This window comes from Streptomyces sp. SID13666, from assembly GCF_010548325.1.
GTDB lineage: Bacteria > Actinomycetota > Actinomycetes > Streptomycetales > Streptomycetaceae > Actinacidiphila > Actinacidiphila fildesensis.
In genome coordinates, this window is the sequence record NZ_JAAGLX010000051.1 from 1 (window position 1) to 19,508 (window position 19,508).

Genomic DNA, 19,508 nt, shown 5'->3' on the forward strand with positions numbered 1-19,508 from the left:
TTCCATGACCAACAGGCGCTCAAGAAGGTGTGGCACTGCCTGGCACGCTTCGGAACATCCGAGCAACGCAACGCGTGATCAGGGACGCATTCGGACAGTTCCAATACCCGACTCCACCATTACACGTGCACCGCACCCGGGTCGAGGACGCCTGGGTGGCCGGCAACGAACGGGCCGCGCGGCGGCTGGGAAGTCTGGTCCGATGAAGTGGAACCTGCGGCTGACGGCGGCGAACCACGGCGTCTGGAAGGCATCCGACCTGCAGCGGACCCTGGCCGAACACGGCCTGGTGATCTCAGCGGGGAAGATGTCGGGCCTGTGGTCCGGCCAGCCGGCCTCGCTCAAGCTCGACGACATCGACGTCATCTGCGTGGCCCTGGGCTGCGAGATCACCGACCTCCTGGTCCCCGAACCCGAGAAGGTGTCCCGGCCAGGACACCGCGACGGGCAGCAGGCGGCGGTGGCTTCCGGCGGCACGGCGCCGACCGTGGTGCCCCGGCGCCGAGACGGCCGCTCTCTTCCCCCGATGTGACGGGCAACAAGACGATGACACCACCGCGAACGGACAAACCGGCGTCTTCCTGCAAGGCCTGCTTCTCCTGGGGGCAACTGCCCGGATACTCCTGCCGGGCCTGCTTCACCTTCGCCACCCTCCACGAGGTGGGCCAGTGCTCGGCCTGCCACCGGTCAGTGCCCACCAAGAAGGGCTACTGCCGACTGTGCTGGCTGCAGGCGAGCCTGGAGGCCAGGGCCAACGGAGAGGTCGTCGTTCTCGCTCCCTATCTCGCACAGCTCCAGCACCAGCAGTTGTTCCTGGCCAGGATGCATCGCATTCGCCAGCCCGGCCCCCTGCTGGGCAGGGCGGGCCGCCGTCCCGCGCGACACACACCCGAGCCCGCACGCTCGCCGTCCCCGTGGATCCAGATGTCGTTGCTCGACGCGGCCCGGGACTACCGACGCTTCGATCGGCGCCGTGACCAGGACCTGGACAACCCCTGGCTCGTCAAGGCACGCCATTTCGCGCGGGAGTTCGGCGAGGCCCGGGGCTGGACGCACTGGACCGCCCGCGAAGTCGACCGCGCACTGGTCATCGCCCTGTCGGGGTTCAGCGCCGGAGACAGCGTGCGCTACTGCGAGTTGCTCCCGGCTCTGCGGGAACGCGGACTGAACACCGGACGCACCACCGAAGTCCTGGACCGCCTCGGCCTGTTCCAGGACGACAGGCCCACCGTCGCGCGATGGCTGGACCGCAAACTCGAGGGCGTCGCTCCCGGGATCCGCCACGATGCCGAGGACTGGGCACGCACACTTCGCGACGGCGGACCGCGCAGCAGGCCTCGGGGCCAGAGCACCGTCTGGAACTACCTCAGCAGCGTCTGTCGGGGTACACGTGAACGTCCCCAGCCTCGTACGGATGAAAAGGGACAGTTGCTGATGCGGTGAGACATGCTGCTCGGCACTCTGATGCTTGGTCGATTCGGGCGGCGGAGGGGGCTGGCAGTGGTCTTGGATCCGCAGCGTTGGCTGGAGCTCCGGCGCTTTCGGGGCCTGCTGGAGTCCGGGGCGATGAGCCTGTCGGAGATCGCCAGGGAGACCGGGCTGGACCGCAAAACGGTCCGTAAGTACCTGTCGGCGCCGGGTCCGGCGACGCCTCCGCGGCGGTCGCCGAGTGGGCGGTCGCGGGCGAGGGTGATCGACGAGTTCGGGCCATTGATCGACTCGATGCTTCGGGCCGAGGTCCTGATGAAGGCCGCGGTCATTCATGAGCGGTTGGCCCAGGAGTACGGCTTCACTGGCAACTACCAGCGAGTCAAGCTCTACGTCCAGACCTCCCGGCCCAGAATCGCCGAGGAACTCGGCATCACGCCCAAGGAACTGGCGGGGATGCACCGCCGGTTCGAGGTGATTCCGGGGGCCCAGGCCCAGGTTGACTGGGGTGATGAGGGCAAGATTCTCGCTCACATGGGCATCGCGAAGGTCTACTCCTTCCATATGACGTTGTCGTATTCGCGGGACCCGTTCTGCTGCTTCACCACGAGCCAGGACCTGCAGACCTTCTTCGACTGCCACCGCCGGGCCTTCGCCCACTTCGGCGGGGCTCCGATGACGATCGTCTACGACCGGACCAAGACCGTCGTCCGCCGCCACGTTGCTCCTGGTGAGGCGGTCCCGCTGCATCCGGAAGCGGTCGGCTTCGCCGGCCACTACGACTTCGACATCGACGTGCTGGCCGCCTACCGGCCGCAGGGCAAGGGCCGGGTCGAGCGGCAAGTTCTGATCGTCCGCGATCACGTTCTGTCCGGCCGGTCGTTCTCCTCCGTCGAGGAGATGGACGCCGCGTTCACCGCGTGGGTGCCGCTGCGGCGGGCCCAGATCCACAAGACGCACCGGGAGGTCATCGCGGAGCGGGCGGCGAGAGATCACGCGGCGCTCAAGCCGCTGCCGTCGGTTCCGTACTTGGTGGCCGAGCGGCAGCTGCGGCACGTCGGCAAGGACTGCCTGGTCGCCTTCGACGGGAACCTCTACTCCGTGCCGGCCCGGCGAGTCCGTGCTCGTCAGCTGGTCGAGGTCCGAGCCACGAAGTCCCAGGTCATGCTGCATGGCACCCTTGCTGACATCCATGGCAGCACGCTGCTTGCCGCCCACCCCCGGGCGATCGGCCGCGGTGCCCGTGTCGTCGATGAGTCGCACTGGGACGGTCTGCCCACCGGTAAGAACCGTCGGACCACCACCGGCGACATCCCCATCCAGCCTCGGCAAGAGCGGCCGCGGGGCGAGGAGACCGGCCCGCTGCAGGCCCTGCTGAACCGGGCCGCGGCCACCCGGATCGAGGTCGGGCGCCGACCGTTGTCGGTCTATGACGAGCTGACTGGCACCCGTCCCTTCACCACCCATCGAGCGACGAAGGAATCCTCTTGAGCGAGCTGACCGGCAACCGTATCCGCACCACGGCCGGCAAGCTCGGCCTGCCCCACCTCGCGGAAACCATCAACGAGTTCACCCGCCGGGCGGACGAGGCGAAGATGGGCTATCTCGACTTCCTCGACCTGGTCCTCTCCGAGGAGCTGGCTGTCCGCGACGACCGCCGGTTCCGGCAGGGTCTGCGACTCTCCCGGCTGCCGCACCACAAGACGCTCGATGAGTACGACTTCTCGTTCCAGCCCGACCTCGACCCGCGCAAGGTCAAGGACCTCGCCACGCTCTCGTTCGTCGAGGCCAAGGCCAACGCGGCTCTCCTGGGCCCGCCGGGGGTGGGTAAAACACACATCGCCGTCGCTCTCGCGGTCGCGGCTTGCCGGGCCGGCTACTCGGTCTACTTCACCAGCCTCGACGACATGGTCCGCAACCTCAAAGCCGCCGAAGCCGCCGGCCGCCTGGCCAACAAGCTCGGCACCTACCTACGGCCGGGTGTCCTCGTAGTCGACGAGGTGGGCTACGAGATCCTCGAACGCGGAGAAGCCAACCTGGTCTTCCAGGTCATCTCCAAGCGGTATGAAAAGGGCTCGATCATCCTGACCTCGAACAAGACCTTCAGCGAATGGGGACAGGTGTTCGGTGACGAGGTCCTGGCCACCGCCATCCTCGACCGCCTCCTGCACCATTGCGACGTGATCTCCATCAACGGCCCCAGCTACCGGCTCAAGAACCGACTCAAGGCCATCGAGCGGGACACAGACGTGGCCTGACAGGCCACGTCGCGAACCGGCCGGCGGGGCGGCCCCTTTTAGGGTGGCATCAGGAAAGTCTGCTGATCAGCTCGGAGATGCCATGCCCTTGAAGATGAAGTTGAGCGCGATAACACTAGATTGCCCTGATCCACTGGCTCTGGCGGTGTTCTATCAACAGGCCACCGGCCTTGAGCCGCACCCGAAGTCGGACGCTGACTTTGCCGGTCTCAACCGTGAGGATGGACTCCTCATAGGCTTTCAACGGGTCGACGACTACCGGGCGCCGAGCTGGCCTGATCAGGCCGTTCCCCAACAATTTCACCTTTGCTTCGACGTCGCGGACCTGGACGAGGCGGAGGCTCGGTTGCTGGAGCTGGGAGCAGGCAAGGCTCATCACCAGCCGCATGAGGACAGGTGGCGGGTCCTCACTGATCCGGCCGGGCATCCCTTCTGCATCGTCAGGGGCTGACGCAGCCGTGCTCCCGCACACGACATAGCTGGGGACGTTCATCCGTACGCGGTTGGGGAGGTTAGGTAGTACGCCGACAGCGTCGCACCCGTGCTCCTGGCATGGTCGAACGACCACGACCACCTGCGGGAAGTCACCCGCGAGGAGCTACGAGCCGTCGCCGAAGCGCGCCAGGGCAGCGAGCTCCACCACACGCTCAGCGCTCTGCGGTCGCTGTTCCGGCACTGCAAAGCGACCGGGACCATCTTCCGGGACCCCACCGTCCGGATCCGCCGCGGACGCCGCAGTTACGCAGTGATCCTTCCCCTCGATGCCAGCGAGATCCACCGGGCAGTCGCCGCCGCGACCACCCCCACCGCCAGGGTCGTGATCCTGCTGGCCGCCATCCACGCCGCCCGGTCCAAGACCATCGCCGAACTCCATGTGGACGACATCGACCTCGGCCAGCGCACGCTCGTCCTGGCCGGACGCGCCCGTCCCCTGGACGACCCCACGCGCCAAGCGATCACCGACTGGCTCGACTGCCGCCGACAGCGATGGCCGAACACCGCCAACCCCCACCTGCTGATCAACCGGCGCACCGCACTGGGGACCGAGCCGGTCGGCCGGCTCTGGCTCACAAGCCCTCTCCGCCACCAGGTCGCCACCCTGGAACGACTCCGCGTCGACCGCCAACTCGAAGAAGCCCTGACCCACGGCCCCGACCCGCTCCACCTCGCCGAAGTCTTCGGCATCGCCGAGATGACCGCGATCCGCTATGCCACCGCAGCCCGCCAGATCCTGGAGTCCTCCGCGGAAACCGACTCCTCACCTTCAACCCGAACCCAGGGGCCCGCCAACGACCAGCACGCCAACAGACCCTCGGGTTCCCGCTGAGAACCCCTCAGTTCGCCGGAACCCACGGCGGAGTCACGGTCGCGTAGCGGTGCCGGCGTTTGAGAGCGAAGTCGTCGACGCCGAGCACGCGCGGGACGCGCAGCGGCGTCACCACCTGGCGCATGAGCATGCGCAGGGCAGTCGAGCGGGAGATCGCGCAGGCCAGAACGCGGCAGAGGCGGGCGCCCGCCCGGCCCGCTAACGACTTGACCACGAAGTTCAGTTGGTTGGTCAGGCGGGTGGTGCGGCGCTGGTAGCGCTCCACGACGCCGGGAACCTGTTCGCGGAACGTCTGCCGCGGGCAGCCGAGCACCGGGCAGACCAGACGTCGGACGCGCACCAACACCACGACCCGCCGCCCGTCCACCGGCACGTCCGCGACCACCCGCCCGTGGAAGCCATGCACCCGCCCCGTCGGCTGCCCACACAGTGGGCACGGCAACGGATCCCCCCTGGTCCGCGCCGACACCCGGATGACCCTGCCCTCATCCTTCACGTTCTCGACGACGAGGGCCGACAGTCCCGAAAACACCACACCCACAAGCTCGTTGACATCAAGCATGCCATGTCAACGACGGCAGTCACACTTCGTTACCACCGATTACGGGACAGAGCCTGATTCATGACACACCCTTGCCGCCGAGGCAGAGCATGACCGGGCGATGATCGCTACGGTGGACTGGAAGCTGAAGCCCGTCGGATGATGAGCCGGGTCTTGGTGTTCGTGGGCTCGATCAGTCGGTTGCTCAACTCCTCGATGTTCGCGTTCAGGATGGCGCCGTAGTGACGCTTGATCTTGCCGGCGAGTTCGACGAAGGCGGGGATCCGGCATCGTATGGCTCACGACAGCCAGTGGACAGGCTGTCGTGAGCCAAAACAGGTCACTGGCGCAGGATGGGCGAACTACTTGACGGCGCTGGCCGAAGCTCTTGCTCAGCGGTTGGGCAGTGGGCCGGTCGCGGACCGGTTGGCTTCCGGTCGGGCGTGGATGTCAGGTGGGCAGGGTCCACCGCTGGTTGGTCCCGGCGTTGCAGTCCCGGATCTCCAGCTGGGTGCCGTTCGTGGTCGAAAAATTCGGGTCGTCCAGGCAGCGGCCGGACTGGACACTCTTCAACGAGCCGTCGGGCTGCTGGACCCATTGCTGGTTGGTGCCGCCGTTGCAGGTCCACAGCTGGACGGGCGTGCCGTTCGCGGTGACGTTGCCGTTGACGTCCATACACTTACCGCCGAGCACCAATTGCCCCGCCAGCGTGGTCCAGTTCTGCGCCGCGCTGCCGTTGCAGTCCCAGACCTGTACGGGCGTTCCGTTGGTCGTCGAACCGCCGCTGTCATTGGCGCACTTGCCGGTGAGCCCGGAGGCGACCGCACCTGTGAACGCCCGTCCCGGCAGGGTCCACTGCTGCTTCACGCTGGCATCGCAGTCCCGGATCGTCAGCTGCGTTCCGGCAGTTGGTGAGGAGTACTGCAGGCAGCGGCCGGATTGCACGGCCTTGAGGGTGCCGTCGTTCTGCGGCACGAACTGCTGGTTGGTGCCACCGTTGCAGTCCCACAGCTCGGCAGGGGTGCCGTTGGCGGTGGCCGTGCCAGTGATGTCCAGGCACTTGGCGCCGAACATGAGGCTGCCGCCGCTCCAGGTCCAGGTCTGTGAGGCCGCACCGCCCTTGCACAGCTCAACCTGCACGCGGGTGCCGTTCACCATCGAGGCGCCGGCGGCGTCCGCACACCGATCGGCCGCGCCGGCGATCGCGCCGACGTGCGACGTGGGCGCGAGGGCGAAATTGTCGAACTGCTCGGTCTGGTACCCGGTCACACCGAGTCCCGCCTGGCCGCTGGAATAGGCGTAGTCGGTCGCCTTGCCGACCACCGTGCTGTCGATCTTGGCGGTGAGCGTCGCGCCGTCCATGGTCAGCGCGATGCTGTGCCAGCTGTTCAGGCCGGGCGCGGTGACGGTGCCGGATGCCAGCGTTGTGAATGCCCAGCCGGTGTCGCTCTTGACGATCGACCAAGTGCCGGCGTCCGACAGGCGCAGGTGGTAGGCGTTCAGGCCTTTGTTGCCGGTGGCCTGCTTCCCGACTCGGCCCAAGGCCTCGACGGTGCCGGGTTGCTCGAACTTGACGTCCGCGCTCACCGTGTAGTTCCCCCAGGTCCCGTCACCCATGATCGAGTACGGTCCGGTGTAGGACTCGGTCGACCAGCGGATCGGCTGGGTCGGGCTCATCTGGCGCAGGCAGACGCCCGCTCTGGCGCCGCCGCACGAAGTGGTCTGGAACGCGCCGTTCATGTCGGAGAAGTACTTCGGCGACGTGCTTGGGGCCGCGGTCTCGAAGTCGTCCGAGTACGGCAGAGCCAGCGAGGCGGCGGCCGGCGGCGTCGCGGCGCCCTTGGCCTGGCCGGTGGTGGTGGTGACCGTGTAGATGTAGTTCGGCTGCAAGGTCAGGGTGTAGCTGCCGTTGGCCGGCGTGAGGTCCGGTTGACGCACGAAGTAGTCCGCGTTGTTCGTAGAGCCCAGGTTGGTCGCCCACACGTGCACCTTCCCGGTGGACAGCCCGCCGCTGACGGTGAACGTCGCGCTCTGTGCTGCCGATGCCCCGGTTGTCTCGATCACCGAGCTGTAGTCGCTGCCGTTCGGCGACATCAGCGTCACGTAGCTGCCGTTGGCCCGGTTACCGCCCAGGTAGCTGCTCGCCGAGTCGATGTAGCGCCAGCCCGGCGCTACGAACTGCGTGGTGTGCGCGGTGGCCCAGGTCTGCAGCCCTATATGGTAGTTCCCCGACCACGGCTGCGCGGCAACGGACATGCCGACGGTGGCATACGACAGGTTGGGGTAGATCGCCGCGAGGACCGGCCAGTTGATGAACGAGGTCATCTTGCCGTCGATGTAGCCCCGATTGATCCCCCTGACCAACGCCGGCGCGCCGGCGTCGGCGTCCAGCGACCCGTTCTCCGAGGCCCACAGCGGCTTGCCCAGCGCCTGCGCGTTGGCACTGCTGGGACAGCTCGTCTGCGCGGACAGCCACCCGCACGGGTAGTGCGAGCCGATGATGTCAACGGCGTTCTTGAACGCCGGGTCCGCGGTCATCGCGTCGGCCACCTTCCAGCCGACGCTGTCGTCCGCGACGACCTTCGTCTTATAGCCCTTGGAGACCAGCGTCTTCTTCAGGTTCACATACCAGGTCTTGTTGAAGCCGCGTTCGTTCCAGCCCCCTATCTGGTCGACGGTCAGGTTGTGCTGCGCCGCGCAGCCCATCCACGACATCAGGTAGGCGATCATGTCGGAGGACCAGAAGTAGGGCTTCCCCGGGCTCGGGTTGGCCGCGTCACCGGTCCCGATCCAGCCGGGGGCACCCCAGGCCAGGCCGTAGATATTGATCGCCGGGTTGCGCTTCCTGGCCTGTTCGGCCAGCCACCACTCGTAGCCGTTGCCGCAGTCCACCGCACCCCTGACGTGTTCGATGCTCGGTTCGGCTCCGTCGGTCGACTGGGTGTCCCCGCCGATCTCTAGCTTCAGCACTTGCAGGTTCGCGCCGTAGTTCGGCTTGAACAGATAGTCCAGCAGCTGGGTGCGCTGCGGCTCCGGATAGTCGATCAGCAGGCGGGAGTTGCCGCCGCCGCCGGAGGCGGCGCCGACGCCGTCGTAGGCAAGTCCCGCCTTCGTGCCGTCGACCATGATCGACGTCGAGAGGGCCGCGGCCCGCGCAGTCGACGCCGACACGCCGGGCAGGCCACCGAGGAGGAAGAGGAGGAAGGCGAGAGCCGCTGGAAGAGCGGCGGCCCGTCGCAGGGGCGAGTTACGCATGATGACTCCAGATACGCGTTGTCGTGATTCCTGATGGGCGTCCGTGGGCTGGATCGCGTGTGCGGACGTTCTGAACGAGATGCAGGCGCGAGAGTCCACGCCGGTTGATCACCTTGCGCCTGGCAGCAGGTGTTTCGCCATGTGACGGTTCTGCCGCTCCCGCGCGCTCGTGGGGAGCGGCGCAGGTCCACGGAAGCGTCCTCCGCTGGTTGGTGTCGGCGTCGCAGTCCCACGATCTTCAGCTGAGTGCTGTTCATGGTCGAGAAATTCCGGTCACCCAGGCAACGCCCGGACCGGACGCCCTTCAGGGTGCCGTTGGGCTGCGAAACCTGCTATTATGACGGGCCCCCGCCGCAGATCGCCAAACTGGATCAGGGCACCGCCGGGTGGACTGTGCTCCGCAACGCACCTGCACAGGCCGTTGATCCGGAGGGTGTGGTCGGCGGCCACGGCCCAATTCTGGGACGCGTTCGCGTTGCCGTCGGGGCCGCGGCGGTGCCGCTCGCGCTGGATTTCCCAGTGACGTCGACGCACTCGCCGGCCAGGGCTGAGGTGATCGGGCCGAGTGGTGGGAGGCCCGCCAAGGCGTGTGGATGCCGATGCCGGGGAAGTTCAGCCGCGGTGGCCCCGGCGCCGCCGGCGTGCACGTCGTCACCGCGGTCGCCGTATCCGCGGGGCGGGGCGGCCCAGGTATAGCCGTTGTAGGCGATCGCGGGTCGGTGTCGTTGAGGCGGTTGGTGTTGAGGACCGAGAAGGACCGCGCCTCGGAAACGCGTCATGTGCACCTCTCAAGTGATGGGGATCAAGCGAGGCGGTGTCGCCCCGCACGACATCCGCGACGGCGTCGTGGCGTTGTCGGTTTTGCAGACTGTTACAACGTGCGGACCGTCACGGCCAGCGGGCTTCACGATAGGGACGAGGTCGCGGGAGAACGCAGCGGTGAGAGGACACTGCTGCGCACCGCCCGATGACGACGATCGAAGGACCGGGTTCGATGGCGGACGTTACTGTGGGCAGCCGGGCATCTGGGGCTCGATGGAACACCTCGGCACCGAGGCCGTCAAGCCCCTAAGGCTCAATACATCCGACTTATGTCCGACGGTCGCATAGCGATCACTTGATCGGCGTGCAGAAAAGTCAAGGTAGAAGGCCTGCTCCAGGTTGGACGAGCGTCCACGGCCGGCGAGACATCGGATTGCAGAGTGCGACGTCTGCCACTGGCTGCCTCCGTTGATCAGACTCCTGAAGCTGAGCGCCGTCCTTCGCGACGCCGCCACCGGCACGCTCATCTCCGTCCCCGTGGCTCTGGGGCCCTCCGACCGCGTCATCGTCAAGGTCGACTCCAGGGACTACTACCTGAGCCCGGAGGACTGGCGGCGTACGCAGGAGCGCCGCGCGATGCTGACGGCGCCCGGATGGGGAATTGCGGGATCGTCCACATCGGGGCCCGGGGCGAAGAAGCGGATGCGGCAGTCTCGGTGTCATACGGGCCTATTCGGCGACCGTGAAGAGGTTCTGCTCGACGTGGTTCAGGGCCAGTCGTACAGCGCCGAGGGCGACGGATTCGTCACCGAGGATGGAAGCCACGACCTCGGGCGGGAAAGGGGTGAGGTCTGCGAGGTGGCGCCGGACCGGTTCGATGAGCAGTTCGCCGGCTTGGGAGATGCCGCCGCCGACGACGACCAGCTCCGGGTCGACGGACAGGACCATGATGGCCAGGCCCGTGGCCAGGTCCTTGCCGAAGGCATCGACGATATCCAGCGCCTCGCAGTCGCCGCGCCTCGCTGCCTCGAAGGTTTCCTGGACGTGGTCCCCGGTGTCATCGCCTGCTTGACGGTTGAAGCGGCGGTAGGCACCTTCCCAGCCGAGCAGGTCGAGAGTTCCGATCTCACCGGCGGCCCCGTGGTGGCCCCGGTGAGGAACCCCGCCTATGAGAAGGCCGGCGCCCATCCGCCGTCCGGCGAACATGTAGACGATGTCTGTGGCGTGCCGCGCCACGCCTCGCCAGTGTTCGGCGAGCGCGGCCAGGGCGATGTCGTTCTCGATCGCCACCACCTCGGCGGCGGCCGGGGGGAGCATTTTGAGCACTTCGGCGCGCAGGTCGAGGCCTGTCCATTGGGGCAGTGCTGTGCTGAGTTTGACGTGCCCGGCGTCGTCCACGATGCCGCTGGTCGCGGCGACGGTGCTCAGCAGGCGGCCTGGTTCGATGCCTGACGCGGTCAGGCATCGGCCGATCGTCTCGCTGGTGGCGGTCAGCCGCTCGGTGGCGGACGTCACCGGGTCGACGGCGCAGCGCGTGGTGGCGACGGCGTCCCCGAGCAGGTCGGCGACGACGGCCAGGACTTTGTGTGCGCCGATGTCGACGGCCAGGACGTATCCCGCCTCGGCGCGGAACCGGAACCTGCGGGCCGGGCGGCCCACCTGGCGCGGTCCGTCGCCGTTCGGGAGAACCTCGACGGCCCAGCCCTGATCCAGGAGATCGTTGACGACGTCCTCGCAGGTCGGGCGGGACAATCCGGCGAGTTTGACGAGCTCGGTCAAGGTGAGCGTGCCGCCGCTGTGCAGACTGCGCAGCACCGCCACGGAGTTGAGCCTGCGCAACTGCGAAGGGTCCCCGCCTCGGGCATTGCCCACAGCTTCCTCGTTTCGCTTTGGCTCTTGACAGGGTCTCGAGAGCGCTACTACCTTCCGACCCACCAAATATTAAAAAAGGTTTCATAAAAAAACAAGCTAGACACCCATCCGACCTATCAGACCTCGAACTCATGTCGGGGCAAGGAGGGATCCACATGCGCAAGATACTGGCCCCCAGCGCGATCGCGGTCACCGCGGCCCTGGTGCTTGCCGGCTGTGCCGCCGGCGGCAGCGGCGGCAAGGCATCCACCGGAAGCGGAACGAAGGCCGGCGTCACCCTGACCTTTCTGACCTTCGAGACCCCGAACCTGACGGCGAAGTACTGGGACGATGCCATCGCGCGGGCCTCGGCGAAGGTCCCGGGCGTCAAGATCAAGAAGTTGGTCGCGCCGTCGGCCGACCGGGTCGGGTACACCAAGCAGCTCGCGGCGTCCGGCCAGCTCCCGGACATCATGATCGCGGTGTCGCCGAACGGCTTCGCGCAGGCCGGGCAGCTCGCGCCGTGGAGCGACACCCAGCTCACCGACTTCGTCTCGCCGCACGCCAACCCGATCGGCGGCAAGGTCTACCAGCTGCCGTACAACACGCAGCCCACGCCGTTCGTGTACTACAACAAGGCCGACTTCGCCGCGGCCGGGATCACCGCGGAGCCGAAGACGTACCAGGACCTGTTGGACGACTCCGCGAAGCTGAAGGCCAAGGGGATCACCCCGTTCGTCGTCGGCGGCGGCGGCAAGGACACCTGGGCCGACATGTACCCGCTGATCGGCGCGGTGGCCACCGACACGTACAAGCAGACGCCCGGCTGGCTCGCGCAGAAGGCCGCCGGCACGGCGAAGTTCACCGACCCGGCATTCACCAATGCCGCCGCGAAGATCGCGGATCTGGCCAAGGCCGGCTACATCGACACCGCCGGGCTGTCGCGGTCCTACGCCGCCACCGAGCAGGCGTTCCGCGACAACAAGGGCGCGATGTACCCGATGGGCTCGTGGTTCGCCGCGTCCGCGGACGCCAAGGCGCCGGGCTTCGGCGTCGGCGTCTTCGCCTGGCCCTCGGACGACGGCACCCTCGCGGTCCCCGCCTACACCGGCGGCGGCATGAGCGTCTCCTCCAAAGCCGCGGACGTCCCGCTGGCCCAGAAATGGGCGCTGGCGTTCATGCTCGACAAGACGTCGCTGGACAACTCGGTGAAGACCGACGGCTCGATCATCGCGCTCAAGGACTACACCCCGCCGGCCGGCATGGGCCCGGTCTACACCGAGACCGTCAACCTCTACCAGGCCGCGGTGAAGGCCAACGGAATCGTCAACGCCTTCTCGATCGAGACCGGCGACGGCTCGATGCCCGCCGGGCTGGCCGACAAAGCCGCGGCCGGCGTCGCGGACCTGATCAACGGCAAGAAGTCGGCCTCCGGGTTCGGAGCCTTCCTCGACGCCGAGTGGACCAAGTCCAACCAGTAGGCCTTCCGCATCGCCGGCTCCCGCCGGACCCGGACCCCCAGACCTGGCCAGACCAGCCGTTCGACGAGAAGGCGAATCCGATGTCCACCACTCTCGCGCCGCACCCGCGCGGCGAGACCACCCAACGGCCGGGCGGGGCGCCGTCCCGCCGCCGGTCGGCCCGGCTCCCCAAAGCACTGCACTTCCTCACCTTCGGCGTGCCGGGCCTGGCGGTGTACCTGGTCTTCGTCCTGGTGCCGATCGCGATGGCGGTCGGTACCAGCCTGACCAATCGGAACCCGGCGAACCCGCCGACCAAGTGGGTCGGGTTCCTCAACTACACCCGGCTGTTCTCCGACGACGACTTCCTGAAATCCTTGCAGAACACGCTCGTCATCACCGTGATCGTGACGGTCGTGGCGAACGTCGGCGGCCTGGCGATCGCGATGCTCCTGGACCGGCGCGGCAAGCTCTACAATGCCCTGCGCGCGGTGTTCTTCACACCGGTGATCTTGTCCTCGGTCGTGGTTTCCGTGATCTGGCAGACGATCCTGTCCGACGACGGCCTGCTGGACTCGATGCTGCGAAGCCTGGGCGTGAAGCACCCGCCGGGCTGGCTGTCGAACCCGGACTACGCGCTGTACTCGGTGGCGTTCATCATCACCTGGCAGATGCTCGGATTCTGCGTCGTGATCTACCTCGCCGGCCTGCAGGGGGTTCCGCAAGAGCTGACGGAAGCCGCCGAACTGGACGGAGCGGGCCCGGCGGCACGGTTCAAGAACGTCACCTGGCCGATGCTGGCCCCGGCGCTGACGATCAACACCGTCATGCTCCTGATCACGGGCTTCAAGGCTTACGACCAGGTCCAGGTCATCACCAACGGTGGGCCGGGCAACGGCACGACGTCCACCGTCGCCTTCGATGTGGTGCAGACGACGTTCACCGGCAACCACATCGGCTACGGCTCGGCGATGGCCGTCGTCATGCTCGCGATCATCGCGGTCGTCTCAGCAGTCACCCTCCGGGTTCTCCAGCGACGGGAGATCACGCTGTGAACACCCTGACACCCATCCGCACCGGCCCTGCGAAGACATCCTGGTTCCGGCCTGTCGCGGCACTGCTCGTGACGGCCGTCTTCTTCCTGCCGCTGTATCTGGTCCTGGCCAACGTCTTCAAGCCCGGCGCGGACATCACCGCACACCCGGTCAGCCTCCCGATCCCACCGACCCTCGCGTCCGTCAAGGCCGTGGTCACGCGCCCGGACCACCTGTTCTGGTACGGCCTGGTCAACAGCGTCGAGGTCACCGCGATCTCCATCACGGTCTTGACGATCGTCTCGGCGATGCTCGGCCACTACCTGGCACGCGCCAAGGGCGTCATGCCGAAGGCCGCGCTCGGAATCCTGCTGTCCGGCCTCATGATCCCGCCCTCGGTGATCCTGGAGCCGGTGACCGACGTCCTGCGCAACCTCGGCCTGATGACGACGGTGCCGGGCCTGGTCCTGGTCAACGTCGGCTACTACGTCCCGTTCGGAGTGTTCGTCTTCATGGGCTTCGTCAAGACGATCCCGATCGAGCTGGAGGAGGCGGCCTCCTTGGACGGCGCGGGCCGGTTCCGCACCTTCTGGCAGGTCGTGTTCCCGCTGCTGCGCCCGGCCTCCGCGTCCGTCCTGATCTTCCTGGGTGTGTGGGTGTGGAACGACTTCCTGAACCCCCTGATCATCCTCGGCCCGGAAACCGGCACGACGGTCACCGTCGGCATCTACCGCGCGATCGGCGAGCACCAATCGGACTTCGGCGCTGTCTTCGCCCTGATGTTCCTCGCGACGCTGCCGATCCTGGTCTTCTACCTGGCGTTCCAGCGCCACTTCGTCAAGGGCCTGACCGGCGGGGCGACCAAGGGATGACCCTCCAGGAACACCGATCCGCCGCCAAAGAACTCACCACGGGAGCACCTCCTTTGACCAGCACCACGGACGCCGTGCCGATGGACCTCATCACCGGCGACCTGTCCGCACCGATGGACCGCCCGCTGTCCGTCGTCGTGCTCGGCGCCGGGGCGCGCGGCTCGGCCTACGCCGATCTGGCGGCCACCCGGCCCCAGCAGGCGCGGGTCGTCGCCGTCGCCGAGCTACGGGACGGCGTCCGCGCCGCCTTCGCCGCCCGCCACGACATCGACGCGAAATTCCGCTTCGCCGACTGGCGCGACCTGCTGGACCAACCGCGGCTGGCCGACATCGCGATCATCGCGGTCCAGGACGCCGACCACGTCGAGGCCGCGGTCGGGCTGGCGGACCTCGGATACCAGCTGCTGCTGGAGAAGCCGATGGCGACGTCTGAGGCGGACTGCGACGCGATCGCCGAAGCTGCGCGCCGCAACGGCACGGCTCTGGCCGTCTGCCACGTCATGCGCTACACCCCCTACACCCTGGCCCTGAAGCAGCTGCTGCTGGAAGGCACGATCGGCGACATCGTCTCGGTCCAGCACCTGGAGCCGATCGGCCACTACCACTTCGCGCACTCCTTCGTCCGGGGCAACTGGCGCACCGAGTCGCAGTCGTCACCGCTGCTCCTGGCCAAGTCCTGCCACGACCTCGACTGGCTGTGCGACATCGTCGGGGGACGGGTGCGGCGGGTGTCCTCGTTCGGGTCGCTCACGCACTTCCGGCCGGAATCAGCCCCCGAAGGCGCCGGGGAGCGGTGCATCAGCTGCGCGGTCGAGGACGGCTGCGCGTTCTCGGCGAAGCGGATGTACACCGAAGGCCTGCGGCACGGCGGGACCAAGGCGTATTTCGCCCGGATCGCGACCGGTGGCGACCTGCGCCCGGAGACCCTGGAGGCAGCCCTGGCCGAGGGGCCGTACGGCCGCTGCGTCTACCGCAGCGACAACGACGTGGTGGACCACCAGGTCGTGAACATGGAGTTCGACAGCGGAGTGACCGTCTCGTTCACGCTGACTGCCTTCACGCCGCTGGAGAACCGGCACACGAAGATCTTCGGCACCCGCGGCCAGCTCACCGGCGACGGCCGCAAGATCGAGGTCTACGACTTCCTCACCGAGCGCACGACCGTCATCGACACGTCCCTGGACGGCTCCTCGGCCGCCGAGGGCCACGCCGGCGGCGACGCGGCCCTGCTCAACGCCTACCTCGACGCCCTGCACGGCGGCCGCCCCGAACTCATCGTGTCCGGCATCGACACCGCGGTGGCCGGCCACCGCGTGGTCTTCGCGGCCGAGCGGGCCCGGCACACCGGAACGGTCATCGATCTCTGAGACTCCGCCGCGCCGAGCACGAAGAACGCGGCGGGCGGTAGCACCCACATCCGCATCATCCGCATCCGAGCACATCCCGTGAAAGGACGCACCACGATGACTGCAAGAACGACCGAGCGGCACACAAGATCGAGAACTCGACTGGTGGTCGCCGGCACGGCCACCGCCCTGCTGATCGCCGGAACGGCCGGCCTGGCGGAGCCGGCCGTGGCGGCGTCCCCGGCGGCGGTCGCCCCGAGCGGTTCCGGCCTCACGGTCGACGCCGGCTATCTACGGGTCGGCCTGGACTCCACCGGCCAGGTCACCAGCCTCATCGACAGTCGCAGTGGGGCGAACCGCGTCGCTACCGGGCACGGCACGGCACCGTTGGTGAGCCTGGTCGTCGGCGGGCAGCAGGTGCAGCCCACCGCGGTCACGCTCGGCGCCGGCAACACCCTGGTGTTCACGAACGCCGCGGCCGGCTACGAGGTCGACGTGGCCGTTCAGGACCAGACGACGTATGCGACCTTCGCGGTCACCAAGCTGGTCGCGCCGACCGGCGCCGACGTCCAGACCCTGCTGTGGGGACCGCTCCCGACCAACGTCACCGGCACCCTCGGGGAGTCGGCCGGCGTCGCGCACGACGCCGGGTTCGCCATCGGGATGAAGCCGCTCACCGACCGCACGGAAGGCGGCTGGCCCCGCGAGGACACCACCCTGGGCTGGGAGGGCGAGGTCTCGGCGAACCCCTCCCACCTCCAGGTCGCACCCCTCGAAGAATGGAGCGCCGGTGCCTCGACCTCCTGGGGCACGCTGCTGCGCGCCTTCACCTTCGACTACACCAAGCAGCGCGCCCGGCGGAACAACTCCGGATACGCGATCCCGGTCGGCCCGCTCCCCGGTGCGCTGGGAAGCATCGTCGGCTCGAAGGTCGCGCTGTTCGGCACCACGCCGGACCTGGTGCCCACTGTGCTGTCGCAGATCGCCGGCGGCCAGAATCTGCCGTACCCGACGATCGGCGGCCAGTGGCAGAAGACCGCGCAGGCCACGTCGAAGTCCGTTCTGGTGCTGTCGGACCTGAACACCGGGAACGTCACCGCCGCGGGCAACTTCGCCAAGGCCGCGGGACTCGACAGCCTCTACTCGCTGCCCGGCGGCTCCGGCCCGTGGCAGTCGGCCGGGCACTACCAGTTCGGCGCGAGCTTCGGCGGCAGCGACAGCGGAGCCACAGCGTTGGTGAACGCTTCCAAGGCGAACGGCGTTGCGGTCGGCGCCCACACCCTGTCGGACTTCATCGACCCGAACGACGGCTACGTCACGCCGAGATTCAGCCCGGATCTCGCGCTCGGCCAGAGCACGACCTTGACCCGGCCGATGGCCGCAGGCGACACCACCCTCTACCTGTCGAGCTGCGCGCCGCTGGCCTCGGGGCTGTCCGGCAGATCCCTGCTGATCGGCGGCGAGATCGTGATCTACGCGGCGTCGAGCCAGGTCGGGAGCGAGTGCCAGGTCACCGGCCTGAACCGGGGCGGCTGGGGAACGGCCGCAGCCGTCCACGCGACCGGCGGCACCGTCGCCCGCGTGCCGCAGAACGGCTACGGCGGAGCACTCGGCGGACTCAACATCCTCGACGCCATCGCCACGCGCTTGTCCACCGCCTGGAACACGACCGGCATCACGACGATGTCGTTCGACGGGCTCGAATCCGCCTCGCAGTCGGGGTGGGGACAGTACGGCATGGCCCGCCTGGTGAACGCGACGCAGAAGCAGCTCGCGCACAAGGACGGATTCCTGTCGGAGACCAGCCGCATGGGCTCGAACATCTGGGACGGCCTGTCGCGGGCGAGCTGGGGCGAGGTCGGCGTCACCTCCATGAACCAGGTGTTCATCAACAACGCGTACTACCAGGCCAACTACCTCCCAGGGATGCTCGGCTGGATCTCACTGAAGGGCAGCAACAGCCTGGCGAGCGTCGAGGACAGCCTTGCGCGCGGCGCGGGCCTGAACGCCGGGGCGGGCTTCCAGACCTCGGTGTCCAACCTGACCGCCAACGGCCAGAACACCGCCACCCTGCTGAACGCGGTGAAGCAGTGGGAGACGGCCCGCAACCTCGGGGCCTTCACCGCCGCGCAGCGGGCCCAGCTCCGCGACCAGACGACGCACTGGCACCTGACGGTAGTGACCGCGGGCCGGTCGTGGTCGCTCCAGCAGCTCGACAGCTCGGGCGCCCCGATCGGCGCGGCGCAGACCGTGAGCGTCCCAGCCCCGGCCTTCGCCACGACCGCACTGCCGAGCATGACGGCGGGGCAGCTCTATGAGGCACGCGTAATCACGAACGTGCCCTCGACCGTCCGCTACACCGTCACCTCGGGCACCCTTCCCGCCGGCCTGCAGCTCAACGCCGACACCGGCGGCATCACGGGCGTCCCGACCTCGGGGACGGCGTCGACGTTCACCGTCACCGGCACCGGCGCACCCGGCACCGGCACCGCGCAGGCCACCTACACGATCGGCGCGCCGACGGGACCGACCACCGGACCGCTCGACGTCACCTCGGCCTTGAACAACGTGGGGATCACGTCGCAGAGCAATGTCGCGCCCGGCAACTTCGACGGGTACGGCAACAGCTTCTCGGCCGAGCAGCTGGCCGCGGCGGGTGTCACGCCCGGCTCGACGGTGACCTCGCAGGGATTCTCCTTCGTGTGGCCGAACGCGGCCATGGGCACCGCTGACAACGTCAAGGGTGCGGCGACGATCCCCGGAGGCAGTCGCGGCGGCAGCACCCTGGCGTTCCTCGGCTCGGAGGCCGGAGACGTCACCGGCACCGTCACGGTCACGTACACGGACGGCACCACGAGCACCGGCACCGTCGGATTCCCGAACTGGACCGACTCCAGCGCCACTGAGTTCGGCGCGACGCTGGCGGTCTCCACAACGGGCCGGAACAGGCAGAACGGGTACGGGAACACCGACCACGCCTATCGGGTGTTCTCCAACACCATCGCGATCAATCCCGCGAAGACCATCGGGACGGTGACCCTGCCGGGGAGCGCGGCGATCCACTTCTTCGCTCTGACTGTCGGGGCCTGACCTCAAGAAGGATCAGCGTCTTGTTGCGGTCCCGCGGCAGCAGCAGCCCCGCGAGGTACTCGCGGAACCCCCGGCGCTGTGCCAGGGTGGACAGCAGGTCATCGAAGCGTGCGGCGTAGGCCTCCAACGGGCCCGGAGCGGGCGGACACGGCAGACGACGGGTCATCACAAGCCCCGCGGAAGCGCGGCGACGTTCCTCCGGTTCCGGCCTACTACGACTCTGATTCGCCGTCAACAAACCACCGCTAGTTGAAACAAGCTGGGGCCATGATGACCATCATGCA

At 68.0% G+C, this 19,508-nt stretch carries 13 protein-coding genes and 2 pseudogenes; 11 read left to right on the forward strand and 4 right to left on the reverse strand.

The features are described 5' to 3' along the window. The first annotated feature begins 202 nt into the window (after nucleotides 1-202). The 6 genes from G3I60_RS37580 to G3I60_RS37605 all read left to right on the forward strand — a co-directional run bounded on the left by G3I60_RS37580 (nucleotide 203) and on the right by G3I60_RS37605 (nucleotide 5,013). Complete coding sequence (locus tag G3I60_RS37580) at nucleotides 203-532, forward strand: helix-turn-helix transcriptional regulator (protein WP_164299704.1); 330 nt, start codon at nucleotides 203-205, stop codon at nucleotides 530-532. A 158-nt stretch (nucleotides 533-690) separates the two neighbouring features. Next, nucleotides 691-1,443 carry a hypothetical protein gene (locus tag G3I60_RS37585; protein WP_164299706.1) on the forward strand — a complete coding sequence of 251 codons (753 nt, stop codon included), beginning with the start codon at nucleotides 691-693 and terminating at the stop codon, nucleotides 1,441-1,443. A 21-nt stretch (nucleotides 1,444-1,464) separates the two neighbouring features. Beyond that, nucleotides 1,465-2,919 carry an IS21 family transposase gene (istA, locus tag G3I60_RS37590; protein ID WP_164299683.1) on the forward strand — a complete coding sequence of 485 codons (1,455 nt, stop codon included), beginning with the start codon at nucleotides 1,465-1,467 and terminating at the stop codon, nucleotides 2,917-2,919. Further along, complete coding sequence (gene istB / locus G3I60_RS37595) at nucleotides 2,916-3,686, forward strand: IS21-like element helper ATPase IstB (RefSeq protein ID WP_138359593.1); 771 nt, start codon at nucleotides 2,916-2,918, stop codon at nucleotides 3,684-3,686. Before istA ends, istB begins: the two co-directional genes overlap by 4 nt. Nucleotides 3,687-3,768: 82 nt before the next feature. Further along, complete coding sequence (locus tag G3I60_RS37600) at nucleotides 3,769-4,137, forward strand: VOC family protein (RefSeq protein WP_138359591.1); 369 nt, start codon at nucleotides 3,769-3,771, stop codon at nucleotides 4,135-4,137. Nucleotides 4,138-4,227: 90 nt separating this feature from the next. Further along, nucleotides 4,228-5,013, forward strand: coding sequence for an integrase (locus G3I60_RS37605; protein ID WP_164298826.1), 786 nt, complete (start codon nucleotides 4,228-4,230; stop codon nucleotides 5,011-5,013). Between the two features lie 34 nt (nucleotides 5,014-5,047). On the opposite strand, the pseudogene G3I60_RS37610 reads toward G3I60_RS37605, so the two are convergent. The 4 genes and pseudogenes from G3I60_RS37610 to G3I60_RS37625 form a co-directional block, all read right to left on the reverse strand. Continuing rightward, nucleotides 5,048-5,545, reverse strand: a pseudogene (locus G3I60_RS37610) (transposase family protein); the annotation flags it as partial. A 158-nt stretch (nucleotides 5,546-5,703) separates the two neighbouring features. Next, nucleotides 5,704-5,865, reverse strand: a pseudogene (locus G3I60_RS37615) (transposase); the annotation flags it as partial. Nucleotides 5,866-6,004: 139 nt separating this feature from the next. Then, a complete protein-coding gene (locus G3I60_RS37620; RefSeq protein WP_164298824.1) occupies nucleotides 6,005-8,809 on the reverse strand; it encodes a ricin-type beta-trefoil lectin domain protein in 2,805 nt (934 codons plus the stop codon). A gap of 1,491 nt (nucleotides 8,810-10,300) precedes the next feature. Beyond that, nucleotides 10,301-11,443 carry an ROK family transcriptional regulator gene (locus tag G3I60_RS37625; protein WP_164298822.1) on the reverse strand — a complete coding sequence of 381 codons (1,143 nt, stop codon included), beginning with the start codon at nucleotides 11,441-11,443 and terminating at the stop codon, nucleotides 10,301-10,303. Between the two features lie 155 nt (nucleotides 11,444-11,598). Between G3I60_RS37625 and G3I60_RS37630 the strand changes: the two genes are divergently transcribed. The 5 genes from G3I60_RS37630 (at nucleotide 11,599) to G3I60_RS37650 (ending at nucleotide 19,224) form a co-directional block, all read left to right on the forward strand. Continuing rightward, nucleotides 11,599-12,903 (forward strand): ABC transporter substrate-binding protein, encoded by a 1,305-nt coding sequence (locus G3I60_RS37630; protein ID WP_164298820.1) that lies wholly within the window; start codon nucleotides 11,599-11,601, stop codon nucleotides 12,901-12,903. Nucleotides 12,904-12,983: 80 nt separating this feature from the next. Continuing rightward, nucleotides 12,984-13,937, forward strand: coding sequence for a carbohydrate ABC transporter permease (locus tag G3I60_RS37635; RefSeq protein ID WP_164298818.1), 954 nt, complete (start codon nucleotides 12,984-12,986; stop codon nucleotides 13,935-13,937). 5 nt (nucleotides 13,938-13,942) lie between these two features. After that, nucleotides 13,943-14,788 carry a carbohydrate ABC transporter permease gene (locus G3I60_RS37640; protein ID WP_164298830.1) on the forward strand — a complete coding sequence of 282 codons (846 nt, stop codon included), beginning with the start codon at nucleotides 13,943-13,945 and terminating at the stop codon, nucleotides 14,786-14,788. A gap of 53 nt (nucleotides 14,789-14,841) precedes the next feature. After that, nucleotides 14,842-16,155: a Gfo/Idh/MocA family protein gene (locus G3I60_RS37645; RefSeq protein WP_232486256.1), complete on the forward strand. Its 1,314-nt coding sequence runs from the start codon at nucleotides 14,842-14,844 to the stop codon at nucleotides 16,153-16,155. A 96-nt stretch (nucleotides 16,156-16,251) separates the two neighbouring features. Further along, a complete protein-coding gene (locus tag G3I60_RS37650; RefSeq protein WP_164608324.1) occupies nucleotides 16,252-19,224 on the forward strand; it encodes an Ig domain-containing protein in 2,973 nt (990 codons plus the stop codon). Nucleotides 19,225-19,508: the final 284 nt, after the last annotated feature.

Excerpts from the sequence above, each read along its gene's own strand:
- G3I60_RS37580 (WP_164299704.1), top strand. The coding sequence starts at position 203 with ATGAAGTGGAACCTGCGGCTGACGGCGGCGAACCACGGCGTCTGGAAG.
- istA (WP_164299683.1), top strand. The coding sequence starts at position 1,465 with ATGCTTGGTCGATTCGGGCGGCGGAGGGGGCTGGCAGTGGTCTTGGAT.
- G3I60_RS37600 (WP_138359591.1), top strand. The coding sequence starts at position 3,769 with ATGCCCTTGAAGATGAAGTTGAGCGCGATAACACTAGATTGCCCTGAT.
- G3I60_RS37620 (WP_164298824.1), bottom strand. The coding sequence starts at position 8,809 with ATGCGTAACTCGCCCCTGCGACGGGCCGCCGCTCTTCCAGCGGCTCTC.
- G3I60_RS37630 (WP_164298820.1), top strand. The coding sequence starts at position 11,599 with ATGCGCAAGATACTGGCCCCCAGCGCGATCGCGGTCACCGCGGCCCTG.
- G3I60_RS37635 (WP_164298818.1), top strand. The coding sequence starts at position 12,984 with ATGTCCACCACTCTCGCGCCGCACCCGCGCGGCGAGACCACCCAACGG.
- G3I60_RS37650 (WP_164608324.1), top strand. The coding sequence starts at position 16,252 with ATGACTGCAAGAACGACCGAGCGGCACACAAGATCGAGAACTCGACTG.